Here is a 13,049-nt window from a genome sequence, read left to right as displayed (position 1 = left end):
TCAAGGCCGCCGCCAACGGCACCATCATGCACGGACACCTATGGCCGCCCTCGCACTTCTGCGCATCGTGCGGCGGAGCACCGCCGGCGAGCGTCCGCCAGCACATCGAGCAGCAAAAACATCCGCTCCAAGGCACACGTCAAAGCAGTCGCGAGATGCATTCATCCCCGGCGTGAACGCCGGGGCCTTCTGCAAGGACCCGGTAAGGGATTGCTTCCATTCGACGCCTACTCGGTGCGGGTGTTGCTGGAGAAGCGTGGCGCACACCTCCTCCTGGGCCCTCCGGCCAACCGGGCCCTGACAGCCGATGGCAAGACCGAACTCCCTGTGCACGAGGCCGCCTTGACATACAGGGGCCACAACCTCGCAGTCATCGCCGGCCGCAGCTACGGCGCCGGCTCCAGCCGCGACTGGGCCGCAAAAGCCCAGGCCCTCACGGGAGCTCGCGCGGTGATCGCCGGGTTGTCACACTCCTTCACCTCCAGGGACAACCCGGAGGTGAAGTGCCGTTGCGGCTACGGGTGTTCTCCCGTATCTGCGACACGGGGAGATTCTGCCGTACGTGGTCCGGCGAGCGCCGGCTTAAAGGTCCCGGCAAGGGACGGCCCGCTCCTCGTCGAGCTCAACGCGATAAAGACGGGCCCCTGGCTTCCGGGTCACCGCCTCGGTCAGCTCGCCGTCTGTGAAGAGCGCGCCGACGCCGTCCTCGACGGCCCAGCCCGGCGGGAGTTCGCCGTTGGTGACGGCCGCGCGGTAGGAGGGACTGCGGCCGGGTTCGGTGTCGTAGTGCGGGCAGACCGAGCCGGGGAGGAGGCCCAGGCCGTCCTTGAGGACTCGCAGGGGGCCGAAGGAGTCGGTGTGCGATGCCTCAGCCCAGCAGTTGGCGCCCGCGCTGATCCCGCACAGGAGCGTGCCGTGGTCGTACGCCTCGCGCAGGAGCCGGTCGACACCGTGGATGCGCCAGATCGCCAGCAGGTTCGCGGTGTTGCCGCCGCCGACGTACACGACGTCCTGCGCGAGGAGATGCGCGCGCAAGGCGTCGTCATCCAACTCCCGGCGGAACAGGGTCAGTACGGTCGGCTCGCAGTCGCGGGAGCCGTACGCGGCGGTGAACTGGTCGATGTACGCGGGAGCGTCGCCGCTCGCCGTGGGCAGGAAGCAGACCTTGGGGTGGGGTGAACGGGCGTACGTGAGCGCCCAGTTGTCCAGCAGGCCGTCTCCGTCCATGGAGAAGCCTCCTCCGAGGAGGGCAAGACGGGCCATCGAACCCCCTGGTGGCTAGCGCGACTTCGGCAACAGTACGACGCCGTCCTCGTCGGTGTGGAGGATATCTCCGGGGCGGAAGACGATGCTGCCGAAGGCGATCGGCGCGTCCAGGGCACCCTCGCCCGTGAGGTTGTTCTTGCGTGGGGTCCTGCCCAACGCCTTGGTGTTCAGGAGGAGTTCGCCGATGGCCCTCCCGTCGCGGAACTGGACGTCGCAGACGCGGAGTTCGGCGCCGTACTCGTCGATCAGGTCTGCGGTGGACCGTACGGGTCGGAGTGGGACAGGAGGTGACCATCGGCCTGCGCTCGGAACGGATCACGCTCACGGATGGCGGCGAGGTGAACGTGCTGCTCGCGACGATCCGGCGATGCTCCTGCATCGGGGACCGGTTCGAGTATCAACTCGCCTTCGACAAGCTGGAGTTGCATGCCGGGAGCGCGGTCCGGTATGAGGGCGCGGAGATCGATCTGCTGATCCGGCCGGAGGACTGTCTGCTGTATCCCACCACGGCGGGAGGCCGTAATGGCAACCGCCAAGCGTGAGTTCGGCGCGATGGCCCCGCCCGCGCGGGCCTGGTCACACGGCCGGGCAGATACAGGTGATCGTGCCGGTCGTGCACCGAGGGGGAGACGCACCGGCTCCTGGTGTGGAGCGGCAACGGCGACCTCGACGGGGCCTCGCAGTGCGCGGTCTCCTCGGACTTCGTCCAGGGGCTCGCCGGCCGGGAGGGCACGGACGCGTTCATCAGCACGCACGCCCATCAGGGCGCGGTCTTCGCACAGCCAAGGGCGCTGAAGGCCGATCCCCCGGCGCCGAATCCGCTGCTGACGGGGCGGGCCGGGGTGCAGCGGCACGTGGAGATCTTCGCGACCGCGCGTCGCACGTCGGCCCAGCGGGTGGCCGACGGGGCGTGGGTGTCGATGTGAACGGAGCCCGTGCGAGGGCCGGGGCCGGGGGCCTACGTCCCCCGGACGAGCCCGGTTGGGGTGGTCCTACGCCCTCCGGCCGTTACGTCGTCGTCGCTGTCCGCCTAGCGTCGTGTTCATGGACGACACGACCGGCATTCTCGACGAGGCTCTGGAGCGGCTGCACGGCTCGGGTCCGGAGCGGCTGGGGCGGCTCACGAATCACGCGCCGATGGCCGTGGAGGCGCTCGCCGCGCGCGGGCACGCGCGGGCCGTGCACCGGTGGCTCGACCTGTACGCGTCCCGGCTGGAGGAGTTCCCGTCCGCTGTCGCTCCGGTGACGGCGGACAACTGGCGTGCGGCGCTGGGGGATCCGCGCCGGGCGGCCGATTGGATCGGGTACTTCGGGCGTGAGCTGGCGGTACGGCCCTGGCGGGACGTGCTCGCGCAGTGGTGGCCCCGGTTGCTGCCGGGGCTGTACGGCGGTTCCACGCACCCCGTGATCCGTGTCGGGCACGCCGTACGCACCCTGCTGGCCGGCGAGGGGACGGCGCCCCGGCTGACGGAGCTGGCGCACGGCCTGGGCTACTGGGCGGCCCGGCACCACACGCTCCCCGCCCTCACGCCCCTGACCGGAGCCGGCAGCGCGGCGGGGGCCCTGGACGCCGTACGCCCCCTCGCCGACCAGAACGGCGGCTTCCCGACGCTCCTCGCGCGCGTGCGGGCGCTCCCGGTGTGGGCGTCGACGGTCACCGACCCGGACGAGGCGCGTCTGCGTCTCACGGAACTGGTCCGCGCGGCCACCCACCGCTACGCCACGCACGGCCACGGCGAGGAGACCATGCTGGTCCACGCGGCCACAGCCCCCAACGCCGTCCTGCGCACCCTGCCCGCCCTCCCCTGCGCGCTGTGGCCCTCCAGCCTCCACGCGGCGTGGACGGCCTCGGCCGCGGTGACGGCGATGTACTCCCCGACCGAGGCCGCCCCGCTCCGCCCGACCACTCTCACCCCCGGGGAGGTCGTCGAGCGGGCTCTGGCACACGGCGACGAACACGTCATCAAGCTGACGGACACGGCGCTCGACGTGGGGGACGCGGAGGCGCTGGCGGCGGCGATGCGGGCGATCGAACTGAGCGTGCCGCTGAGCTGAGGGGACACGGAACGTCTTGAACGGATCTTGACCCAGCCGCCGCCCAACCTGTCATCCTGGCCCACCAGTTGCCCAGCCCCGAAAGGCGGCCCTCATGCCCCTCGCCCTCGATGACCTCCTCGCCGCCATGCCGTTCGCCCAGCGGATCGGCGTGGAGCTGCACGAGGCGACGCCCGGGCAGGTGGTGGGGAGCCTGGCGTGGTCGCCGGATGGGTGCACGGTCGGCGGGACCCTGCACGGCGGCGCGCTCATGACGCTGGCGGACGCGGTCGGCGCGGTCTGCGCGTTCCTCAACCTGCCGGAGGGCGCGGGGACTTCGACCGTCGAGTCGAAGACGAACTTCCTGCGCGGGGTGCGCTCGGGCAAGGTCACGGCGACGTCCCGGCCGCTGCACGTGGGGGGCACCCTCATCGTCGTACAGACGGAACTCCGCAGTCACGAGGGGAAGTTGGTGGGGCAGACCACGCAGACGCAGATCGTGCTGCGGTCATAGGAATGCGGCGAGTCCGCCCCTCCGAGGAGGGGCGGACTCGCAACCAGAGAGCGCCGGGCAGGCCTTGCACCTGCATTTCCCCGCAGGAAGCGGGGCGTCTTTCCTTGGACCACCAACGCACTGTCCGGGGCCCCGAGTTGGGGTGACCGGCTCAAGATCCACTATAGCAGCGCCAGCGGGGGTGTCCCAACTCCCGTTACTGGACCAGGTAGTAGCGCAGGCGGGTGCCGTCCTCGGAGGTCACCTCGACCGTGAGGCGTTCCAGGGTGGGTTCGGGGGCTGGGCGGGTGCGGGCGGGGCGGTTGGGCAGGGGGTGGCGGCGGGCCAGCGGGCGGCGGCGGGGGATCGAGGTCGCGGCGGCGATGATCTCCAGATGGACCGCGAAGTCCGGTCCCGGCAAAGGGATTTCGAAGCCGGGGTGACGGTCGTACCCGATGGCGACGGCCGTGCGGACGAAGTCCATGACGGCGGTCGCGGCCGGGGTGTGCGCGCGGGGCGCGGCCTGTTCGGTGAGCCGGCTCAGGACCCGCAGCACGGTCGCCGTGTCCGTGTCGGTGCCGATGAAGTCGTCCTCGGCGCATGCCTGGGCGCGCCAGAGCGCGGCGGCGTGCGGGTCGCCCTGCGCGAGGTGGTGCAGGTGGAGGCTGTAGGCGGCGGCACGGTCCCCGGCACCGGCCGCGTACTGCCACCAGAAGCGGGCGCCGCTCTGGAGCCCGGCGAGGTGCAGGGCGCAGCCGAGGGTCCAAGCGACGGGCGGTTCGGGGAGCTGGTCAGTGACGAAGTCGGCGAGCCGGTCGGGGGTGCAGTGCAGGAGGGCGGCCTCGCACAGGGCGTCGAGGGAGCGGGCGGCGCAGGGGTCGCCGGGGGCACCGGGGGCGGGCGCCTCGTCGTCGTACTCCTCCTCGTAGGGGACGACGTCGCTGGGGACGCGGGGGTGGCGCAGCAGCAGGGACTGGACGAGCAGGTCGTCGATGGCGGTCGTCACGGGGTGGTCGCTCCCGGTTCGTCGAGGTGGGGGACCTGGACCTCCAGCGCGCCTCGGGCGTGGTGGTCCAGGGTGTGGGTGATGGCCGGGGACAGGCCGAGGACGCCGGGCACGGCGTGCGGGTCGACGCCGCAGAGGTAGCGCAGGACGACGACGTCCCGCTGGTCCTCGGGGAGGGCTGCGACGGCGTCGAAGAAGCGAGTGAACCGCTCGATGTGGGCGAAGCGTTCGCCGAGGTCGTGGATGCGGGCCTGGGCCTCGGTGGCGAAGGCGGCGGCGCGCAGGTCGGGGCGGCCGTCGGGCCTGCGGTGGGCGCGGTGCAGGACCCGGCCGCGCAGCAGGTGCCAGGCGTACCGGCGGGTGTCGGGGGCGGCGACGGCCTGGTCCCAGGTGAGCCAGAGGATGTCGAAGACCTCGCCGACGGTGGTGCGGGCGCGCTGCCCGGACTGGAGGAAGGCGTGCGCGTACGCGGTGTACGGGTGGGCCATCGCCTCGGTGAAGCCGCGGTGCGCGACCGGCGGGACCTCGCTGTCGGGGGGCCGGGCGTCGTCGACGCGGTGCTCGATCCAGCCGGGGCTCTTGCGGGCCTCGTGCGCGGCGGACGTCCACAGGCGGTGCACCGGCCGGACGGGGATGTCGAGGGCGCGGACGACGCTGTAGGTGATGGCCCAGCCGGGGTAGTAGCCCTTGCCGCGCAGGAGTTCGGAGATGCGGGTCTTCGAGTAGCCGGAGCGGCCGACGAGTTCGTCCAGGGTGAGGCCGCTGGCGAACAGGCGGGTGCGGACGGGTTCCAGCCACGCGCGGTGGGTGGGGCCGATCCGCGGTTCGATCGCCTCCGGGGGCCGGCCGCGCCGCCGTACGGGCCGGGCGGCGGGTTCCTCGGGGTTCGGGGACGTCGGGGATAACGTCATGACGTCACCTGCTTGCTGGTCATCGGACCTTCCTGGTGCCTGAGGTCTGGAAGGCCCCCGCGCGGCGGTGCTGAGGCGCCGCGAAGGAGTCGCCCGCCAGCATGATGTGTCGGCCGCCCGGCGCTCAACGTGGCCCGGGGCGCCCGGAACAAATGAGCGCGCGCTCGCTTGTACCGTATCGGCGCGTCCGGTGTGGGGGAATCGGCCGCGATGAACACTTTCGGGGGCTTCGGCCGTCTTCCGGCCGCTGATTCCCGCGCGCCGTCCACCATGGAGACGCACGCCTGCTCTTGGCGTCGCACCTTCCTGTCTGGGAGGTCACGCGGTCCCCTCGTGCTGAGGGACAACCGGAGGGGACCGCGCTCAGACCGTCGGCCTCTCCCCCACGGAGACGCGCCGCCGGCTCTCACCGCTGAACGGCAAGTCGCCGATGGTGACGCCGACTTGGTCGCCTCCCGGCTTGGCGCGGGACAGATCGGCCCGTCCCGGACCGTGGCGGACGAACGTGTCGGCACGCTGGTACCCCCGCGTGACCCCACGTCCCTCGCGGACGCCTTGCCGAGTGTCCCCGACCGGGGACGTGACCACTCTGTCCCGCGGATGGTCAGGCCCTCGACCTGTTCGGCACCCGGCAAGGCGCTGTCGCGAGTGCGGCCCTTCGCCCGCGCCACGCCGTCCTGTCGTCACATACCGCGGACCATGCCATCGATGTGACGCTCCGTCACCTTGCCGCGGAGATCTCGGCTGAGCCGGTCCAGTTCATCGCACGCCACCCGGGAGAGCGGAGGCCGGAGGTCAGTCCACGCCTTCGACGATGCGGAAGTCGCGCTCGACGCCGTCGGAAAGGACGTCCAGCGCCTCCTGGTATGCCGCGCTCTCGCGTGCCGCGACCGCCTGTTCGAAGGTGTCGAACTCGATCAGGACGGTGCGCTCGGCGATCCCGGCGTCGCGGGCGACGACCCGACCGCCGACGGCGAGCCTCCGCCCGCCCCCGGCCCGGACGGCCGGACCGGCCAGCTTGTCGTAGGCGGCAAGCTTCCCGGGGTCGGAAATGGTGCGGTAGACACTGACCCAGTAGCCCTTGGGCATGGAACCCTCCTACGTCGGGAACGGGGCGCCCCAGGGCTCTTCCTCCAGGAGGAGCCCGTTGGCGAGGTAGCTGATGGTTCGGTACCAGCCGGCCAGCACGAGGAACTCCAGGAGCTGGGCGTCTTCGTAGTGGACGCTCAGGGAGTCCCAGGCGGGTTGTGAGAGGTGTGCGGTGTCGTGCAGTTCGTCGACGGCGTCGAGCAGGGCCGCATGACGAGGCGGCCACGCGGTGTCGGCTGCGGCGTCGATGTCGGTGGTGGCCCGGAGCTGTTCCCGGCTCAGTCCGGCCTGCTGGGCGAGGGTCGCGGCGTGTGCCCCCCATTCGTAGGCGCAGCCGGTGCGTGCGGTCACCCGGGCGATGACGATCTCGCGGTCGATGGCGGGAAGAAGTCCGTGGCCCAGCAGTCCGGACCCCAGGGCGAACATGCGTGAGGCCAGTTCCGGGTTGCGGTGCAGTACCCGGAACAGTGCGAGCGGTTCCTGTGGCGCGCCGGGAGGCATCCATCGGCGCAGTGCCTGGTCGATGGGCGCGGGATAGGGCGGGGTGAGCGGTTCGATGCGCGGCATGGGCACCTCCTGCTTCGATTTCCGAATCACTATGACGCTTCTAAAACCGAAGCACAAGGGGTGGGCGTGGGAGCCGGAACGCCTCGGCCGGGTCCACCGGTACGAGGGTCCGGTTCAGGGCGCCCGGTCGCGCGGGCGTCAGCCGGCAGAACCCCTCTCGGGTGTCCCGTCGCCCACGACACCGGGACGCGAGGTGGCGTCGGAGGGTCCCTCGCCCTTGCGGCTCGCCGGTTGCGCGTCGAGCGTCGCCGCCCAGTGCTTCGACCACTGGACGAGAGGGCCGAGCGCGAGGCAGGCATCCCGCCCCAGCGGAGTGAGCTCGTACCGACTGTCGGGCAGCTGGTGAACCACGCGGGCGTCCAGCAGTTCGGTCAGGCGCTGCCGCATCACGCTGGAGGACATGTCGTCGCACTGCTTCTGAAGAGGGCGGAACCCGAGGGGGCCCTCGCGCAGCTCCCAGAGGATGCGCAGGCTCCACCGCCGTCCGAACAGGTCGAGTGCGGCCATGAGGGGGCGACCGGTGGCCGAACCACGAACTGGCTCGCCGGGTTTTGGGGTCGGCATGGCGTGGAGTCCAGCCTCCAAGGTCGACGCTTCGGATTCCGAAACGCTACCATCGGCGATCACTTCGGAAACCGAACCGAAGGGGACCCTGGTGCCAACCACCCACCCGCGTCGCCCCGCACTGTGCGCCGCGGAATCCCACGATCACCGTCGCCCTGGCCAAGGACGCCACGACGCCGGGGCCCGCTGGATCATGCTCGCCCTGGCGATGCCGCTGACCACCGGCCCGGCGCCATGCCCGAGGTAGCGATCGTCGACGCGTGTCAGCGACAGCGCAGGGGTCGCAGCACGACCGCCGTTCTGGACGACGCGCCGCTGACCGACGAGGAACGATGCCGTATTCCCACGGAGTCGGGAACGTCGCACGCCGTCTTCCTCCGCGCGACCGGAACCGAGCGCGCTCGTCCGTCGTACACCCTCCTGTTCTTCACGGCCGCAGGCGAACTGCCCGCCTGCGGCCACGGCACCGTCGCCGCCCTCGCGCTGCTCGCCGCACGTGAAGGCGACGACGACTACCGCGCCGCCCTGCGGACGACCCACCACAGCTTCGACGGCCGGGCCACCCGAAACGGTGACAGCCTGACAGCATCGTTCGATCCGGGCCCGGTCAGCCTGAACGACGTCCGAGGGCCCGAGCCGGAGGCGATCGCGCACGGCCTCGGACTGCCCGAGGGCGCGGTCGCCGGGGACGCCTGTGTGGCGTCGAACGGGCGGCCGAGGCTTCTGCTGCCCGTCCGGTCCCGCGCCGTACTGCCGGGGGCGCCCCACAGTGAAGTGACCCCGTAGGTGCCGACACTTCCGTTTTATGCCGCGAGGTCCAGCCGTTGATGGAAGCGGGCCCTCGCCTCGTACGGCGTGATGTAACCGATGGTCGAGTGAAGCCGCTCCCGGTTGCAATACTCAGCGATCCATCGGAAAACGTCCTGTCGAGCCGCGGCCCTTGTAGTCGGGTCGCCCGAGATGGGCAGACTTGCAGCGATGGCGACCATTGCTTTTCGGCCGCTTGTGCCCCCGTGTCACGGCCTTTGGTCATTTCGCTTGACGCGGACTCCAGGGGAACTCCACATGTGAGGTATGTGCAACTGCGGTCCGTCCATGATTCCGCCGGGTCGAACCCGAAGGGCGCGTTGACGCCGTAGCGCCACGGTCGCCTTGCTCCACTGCTTGCGCTGTGCCTACGGTGACGGCTATGACTGTCGGCTCTACTGACCTTGCTGAGGTGATGTCGCGGGGGCTGACAGGCGGTGGTTGTCGCGGTAGGCCGGTCATATCGGTGGTTTGTTAGACCGGGGTGTAGAGGTCGATGGGTCTTCCGGTGCTTAGGGCGTCCGCCAGTAGGTCATCGGATCCGTGGGCTTCGAGGGCGGGTGCTCCAGCGGTAAAGGGTCCAGGCGCGTCGGACCAGGCAGCGGACCGTGATGACGGTGGCGGCCAGGGCGAGGAAGAACTCGACGGCCGCTCTCCGGCGTTCGGTGCAGCGCCGGAGCTTGCCGAAGTTGTTCATCCAGGAGTTCGTGCGCTCGACGACCCACCGGCCGCCGGTCTGGATCGGGGTCTTCGCGCCGCGTGGGGCGATGCGGGCGTCGATCCTCCGGTCGGCCAGGTCGTCGTGGACGATCCGGTAGTCGTAGCCGGCGTCCAAGGCGAGACGTGGATGCCCCGGCAGCGGTCCGAGGGCCTGTCCGAGGGCGGTGAAGCGGTCGAGGGTGGCGGGCAGCAGGGTGTGGTCGCCGGTGTTGGCCGGTGCCGGCCCGGTGACCAGGGGTATGCCGGTGCCGTCGGTCAACTGCGAGCGTTTCAGCCCGAGTTTGGCACGGTCGACCGGGCTCTTCCCGGCGCATTCACCGCCGGAGGGCGCCTTGGTGATGCAGCCGTCGGCGCTCAGGCGGTCGAGTTCGAGGCCGATCATGCGGTCGTAGGCGGCGAGCGCGAGCAGCCGCAGGCTCTCCATCACGCCGTCGGAGATCCACTCGTCGCGGCGTCGGCGCAAGGTGGTGGCCGAGCAGTGCTCGTCGGCGGCTCGTTCGTATCCGCAGCCGAAGACCAGGACCTGCACCAGCCGGTCGAAGACGACGGCGTCGCTGATCCGAGGATTGTGACAGCCCAGCGGGTGCCGGTCCTCGCGCACGGGCAGGAGCGCGAGGAACTGGTCACGGATCGGGTCGAGAATGCATGATGGGACGGCAGGCACGGATCCCCCGGTGATCATGAAGCGTAGAGAACTCCATGATCGGGTGAACCGTGCCTGCCCTGCTGCCAGCACCTACCGGCGGACGCCCTTACGGCGTTGATTAGGTTCTGAGAGGGCGGTACGTGAGTTGATGTCCGTTTCTCCGTTTCGGGAGAGGTAAGGGGGCTGGCCGCGGGGTTGCCGGGCGGCTACGGCCGTGGCTGGGTGAACAAGCCCTGCTCGGTCTCGACCAGGATTCCGCGCTCGGTCAGCCGTTTGAGTTTGAGGCGGGTGTTGTTGATGTTGTTGGGTGCGATCTCCAGGTCCATCGCCTCGCACACCTGCCGCGCCCGCAGCGGAGCGTCGGCCGCGGTGAATACCGCCAGGATCTGTTGGTAGGCCGGATGGTCCGGCAGCTTCGGTGCCGGCGGCGCGGGCGGCTGCGGATCGGGCAGCTCCAGCAGCGTCTTGCGGGTGATCCGGACCTCCTCGGCGGCCCTGCCGAGCTCGTCCAGCCGTGCGGTCAGCTGCGCGATCTGCTCTTCCGTCGTCTCGGCCTGCGCGGCGATCTCGCGTTCCCGCTCCTCCAGCCGGGCCAGCACCGCCCCGAGGGTCAGCTCCCCGCCGGTCATGTGCTGTGCCAGGCCGCAGCGGTGGCCCCGGTCAGCCGGCGCAGTATCACTGCGGTCATCGCCCAGTACACCCTCGACTCCGAACTGCGCGGCAGGTGTTCGTAGTCGCGCACCAGCCTGCGGTGCAGCATCAAGATCCCGTAGGCGCGTTCCACGATCCACCGCTTGGGGATCGGCACGAACCCGGTCTGCGCCGGGTTGCGCTCGACGATCTCCACCTCGATGCCCGCCTGCACCCCGTGCGCGACGACAGCGTTCTTGAAGCCCTGGTCGACCAGGGCTTTCTGCACGGTGTCGGTGCCGGCGGCGACCTTGTCCAGCAGCGCGATGCCGACAGTGTTGTCGTGCACGGACGCGGCGAGCACCACCACCGCGATCACCAGGCCCAACACGTCAACGGCCAGGCCGCGCTTGCGGCCCGATACTTTTTTTGCCGCATCACACCCCGTCGACTCTGCGGGCACCGCGGCCGCCGCGTGCACGCTCTGGGTGTCGAGCACCACCAGGCCCGGGTCCGCTTTCCGCCGCGCCTTCTCCCGCACCTGCCAGCGCAGCAGGTCGTGGATGGTCCGGTCGGTGCCGTCGTCGCGCCACTTGGTGAAGTAGTACATCACCGCGCCGCGCGGCGGCAGATCGTGCGGAAGCAGGTCCCACTGGCAGCCGGTACGGCCCTGGTAGAGGAGCGCGTTGACGATCTCCCGCATCTCGTACCGGCCCTGATGGCCGCTGACCGAACGGTGTGCGGCCTTCCACGCGGCGATCACCGGCCCGACAAGCGCCCAATGCTCGTCGGACAGGTCGGTCTTGTAGGGCTTGCGCTCGCTCACGGTGGTCAGCCCAGCACGTCCAAGCCCGCCGACTGGCAGGGATGCCGCAGTCCCACACGTTCAGGTGACGACAAATCACCTGTCAACTCACATACCGCCCTCTGAAGTTCGGTGGGCGGGGGCTTGGCTGTCCAGGCTCGCCAGTAGCGTTGCAGCGTGACCCAGGGCGTCAGCCAGCCACGGACGGCGCGGATAGCCTTGGGCCAGCTGGCCGGATGAGGCTGATGGGACGGCGGAGGGCCCCCTCTCTGCCCGACCGGCGGTCGGTTCTTGGTCGTCGGCGCGTGGAGGTGGGGCGAACCAGGTCTCCCAGCAGAAGGAGAACGCGCAGGTGACGAGGGTCTGGTGACGCCGGATGGCACTGTCGGAGCGGACCTGGAAGTCGGCCCAGCCGAGTTCGTCCTTGACCTGTTTGCAACTCTGCTCGATCCAATGCCGGAGACCGTAGATCCGCACGATCTCGGTCAGGCCGGCTGGCTGGATCGGGCTCTCGGCCGCACGTGGTCCGCCGGGCCTGGGCAGGTCGGTGGCCAGGTACCAGGTGGACTGTGCGGGCAGGGTGGCCGGGTCGGTCGTGGCCACGACCAGGCGGACATTTCCATCAGGGCCCCACCAGCCCAGGTGCGCGTCGGCGGCCCACCAGGTGGTGGTGTGCCCGTCGCGGAAGGTGCGGGTGACCGCGCTCCAGTCGCCTGGCTCGTCCGGGTCGTGCCAGGTCAGGGCGCGGGCGGCATCGACGGGCGTGTACGCCTGGTCGCCGTAGGCCCAGACGCCGTGGCGGGGCTTGATCGCCATGACGAACGGCAGTCCGGCATCGGCCAGCTCACGGCGGAAGCCGTCCTGATCACCGTAGGCGCAGTCGGCGGCCACCGCCCGCAAGACCACTCCCGCTTCCTTCGCCTGCCGGGCCAAAGCGGCTCCGATCTGCAGCTTTGTGCGGAAGTCGGGGTCGTTCTTCCCCTTGGGGAAGTGGTGGGCGGGGGTGTAGGGCACGGCGTGCAACGGGTAGTAGACGCGCTCGTCCGCCCAGCATGTGGTCACCGTGACCACGCCACGGTCGATCTTCCCGACCGAGCCCAGGTACTGCTTGCCCACGTGCGCGGTCGCACTCCCGTCCTTGCGGTCGCCGGAGTCGTCGATCACCAGCACGCCGCCCGGGTGAGGGGCGGTCGCCGCATCTGCCAGCAGCATCTCGACCCGACGGGCATTGACCTTCTCGTGGTCCCACGTCGACTCGGACAAGAAGAACTGCAGCCGCTGTGCCGACCGGTGCTGGGCTCCGACCAGCGGCTCCGTGCCGGCCAAGCAGGTCAGTGTCTTGTTGCGGTCCCGCGGCAGGAGCAGACCGGTCAGGTACTCGCGGAACCCGCGGCGCTGTGCCAACGTCGAGTGAGGTCGGCCCGGGACGCCCTGCTGGTGTTCCCACCAGTGGGTTTCCCCGGACCGCCTCCCGCACCCGGCGTGCCCGTCTCCGGGCACCGGGCGCTCCA

General features: G+C 70.6%; 15 protein-coding genes and 2 pseudogenes. 6 read left to right on the top strand and 11 right to left on the bottom strand.

All coding sequences use genetic code 11. The annotated features are described in order from the left end of the window. Window positions 1-234: 234 nt before the first annotated feature. Window positions 235-450, top strand: a pseudogene (locus ACQCO7_RS39440) (hypothetical protein); the annotation flags it as partial. A gap of 132 nt (window positions 451-582) precedes the next feature. On the opposite strand, the gene ACQCO7_RS39435 reads toward ACQCO7_RS39440, so the two are convergent. Both ACQCO7_RS39435 and ACQCO7_RS39430 read right to left on the bottom strand, forming a co-directional pair. Next, on the bottom strand, window positions 583-1,263 hold the full coding sequence (locus tag ACQCO7_RS39435) for a Type 1 glutamine amidotransferase-like domain-containing protein (RefSeq protein WP_464076322.1): 681 nt from the start codon (window positions 1,261-1,263) through the stop codon (window positions 583-585). Between the two features lie 15 nt (window positions 1,264-1,278). After that, window positions 1,279-1,452 (bottom strand): RraA family protein, encoded by a 174-nt coding sequence (locus tag ACQCO7_RS39430; RefSeq protein ID WP_464077409.1) that lies wholly within the window; start codon window positions 1,450-1,452, stop codon window positions 1,279-1,281. A gap of 101 nt (window positions 1,453-1,553) precedes the next feature. Here ACQCO7_RS39430 and ACQCO7_RS39425 point away from each other — a divergent pair, with 101 nt between their 5' ends. The 4 genes from ACQCO7_RS39425 (at window position 1,554) to ACQCO7_RS39410 (ending at window position 3,814) form a co-directional block, all read left to right on the top strand. Next, complete coding sequence (locus ACQCO7_RS39425; RefSeq protein ID WP_464076321.1) at window positions 1,554-1,808, top strand: hypothetical protein; 255 nt, start codon at window positions 1,554-1,556, stop codon at window positions 1,806-1,808. A 102-nt stretch (window positions 1,809-1,910) separates the two neighbouring features. Beyond that, complete coding sequence (locus ACQCO7_RS39420; protein WP_464076320.1) at window positions 1,911-2,192, top strand: hypothetical protein; 282 nt, start codon at window positions 1,911-1,913, stop codon at window positions 2,190-2,192. Window positions 2,193-2,310: 118 nt separating this feature from the next. After that, on the top strand, window positions 2,311-3,321 hold the full coding sequence (locus tag ACQCO7_RS39415) for a questin oxidase family protein (protein ID WP_464076319.1): 1,011 nt from the start codon (window positions 2,311-2,313) through the stop codon (window positions 3,319-3,321). A 94-nt stretch (window positions 3,322-3,415) separates the two neighbouring features. Continuing rightward, window positions 3,416-3,814 (top strand): PaaI family thioesterase, encoded by a 399-nt coding sequence (locus ACQCO7_RS39410; RefSeq protein WP_464076318.1) that lies wholly within the window; start codon window positions 3,416-3,418, stop codon window positions 3,812-3,814. 196 nt (window positions 3,815-4,010) lie between these two features. Here ACQCO7_RS39410 and ACQCO7_RS39405 read toward each other — a convergent pair whose 3' ends face one another. The 5 genes from ACQCO7_RS39405 to ACQCO7_RS39385 form a co-directional block, all read right to left on the bottom strand. Beyond that, window positions 4,011-4,799: a hypothetical protein gene (locus ACQCO7_RS39405; RefSeq protein ID WP_464076317.1), complete on the bottom strand. Its 789-nt coding sequence runs from the start codon at window positions 4,797-4,799 to the stop codon at window positions 4,011-4,013. Continuing rightward, window positions 4,796-5,710: a sigma-70 RNA polymerase sigma factor region 4 domain-containing protein gene (locus tag ACQCO7_RS39400; protein WP_464076316.1), complete on the bottom strand. Its 915-nt coding sequence runs from the start codon at window positions 5,708-5,710 to the stop codon at window positions 4,796-4,798. Before ACQCO7_RS39400 ends, ACQCO7_RS39405 begins: the two co-directional genes overlap by 4 nt. A 795-nt stretch (window positions 5,711-6,505) precedes the next feature. Continuing rightward, the gene (locus ACQCO7_RS39395; protein ID WP_464076315.1) at window positions 6,506-6,799 is read right to left on the bottom strand and encodes a DUF1330 domain-containing protein; all 294 of its coding nucleotides are present in this window, start codon (window positions 6,797-6,799) and stop codon (window positions 6,506-6,508) included. A 9-nt stretch (window positions 6,800-6,808) separates the two neighbouring features. Then, window positions 6,809-7,366 (bottom strand): carboxymuconolactone decarboxylase family protein, encoded by a 558-nt coding sequence (locus ACQCO7_RS39390; protein WP_464076314.1) that lies wholly within the window; start codon window positions 7,364-7,366, stop codon window positions 6,809-6,811. Window positions 7,367-7,504: 138 nt separating this feature from the next. Then, a complete protein-coding gene (locus ACQCO7_RS39385) occupies window positions 7,505-7,873 on the bottom strand; it encodes a winged helix-turn-helix transcriptional regulator (RefSeq protein ID WP_464076313.1) in 369 nt (122 codons plus the stop codon). A 291-nt stretch (window positions 7,874-8,164) separates the two neighbouring features. Between ACQCO7_RS39385 and ACQCO7_RS39380 the strand changes: the two genes are divergently transcribed. Next, entirely contained in the window at window positions 8,165-8,716 is a 552-nt protein-coding gene (locus ACQCO7_RS39380) for a PhzF family phenazine biosynthesis protein (protein ID WP_464076312.1), read from the top strand. Between the two features lie 553 nt (window positions 8,717-9,269). Here ACQCO7_RS39380 and ACQCO7_RS39375 read toward each other — a convergent pair. The 4 genes and pseudogenes from ACQCO7_RS39375 to ACQCO7_RS39360 all read right to left on the bottom strand — a co-directional run. After that, a complete protein-coding gene (locus ACQCO7_RS39375) occupies window positions 9,270-10,121 on the bottom strand; it encodes an IS5 family transposase (protein WP_464077322.1) in 852 nt (283 codons plus the stop codon). 188 nt (window positions 10,122-10,309) lie between these two features. Beyond that, window positions 10,310-10,732 carry a hypothetical protein gene (locus tag ACQCO7_RS39370; protein ID WP_464076311.1) on the bottom strand — a complete coding sequence of 141 codons (423 nt, stop codon included), beginning with the start codon at window positions 10,730-10,732 and terminating at the stop codon, window positions 10,310-10,312. Further along, window positions 10,729-11,559 carry an IS5 family transposase gene (locus ACQCO7_RS39365; RefSeq protein ID WP_464076310.1) on the bottom strand — a complete coding sequence of 277 codons (831 nt, stop codon included), beginning with the start codon at window positions 11,557-11,559 and terminating at the stop codon, window positions 10,729-10,731. Before ACQCO7_RS39365 ends, ACQCO7_RS39370 begins: the two co-directional genes overlap by 4 nt. An 87-nt stretch (window positions 11,560-11,646) precedes the next feature. Continuing rightward, window positions 11,647-12,948: pseudogene (locus ACQCO7_RS39360) on the bottom strand (IS701 family transposase); the annotation flags it as partial. Window positions 12,949-13,049 lie beyond the last annotated feature (101 nt).

This window comes from Streptomyces saintjeani, from assembly GCF_055409605.1.
Note: the sequence above shows the minus strand (reverse complement) of the source record. Positions and strands in the feature narration are given on the sequence as shown.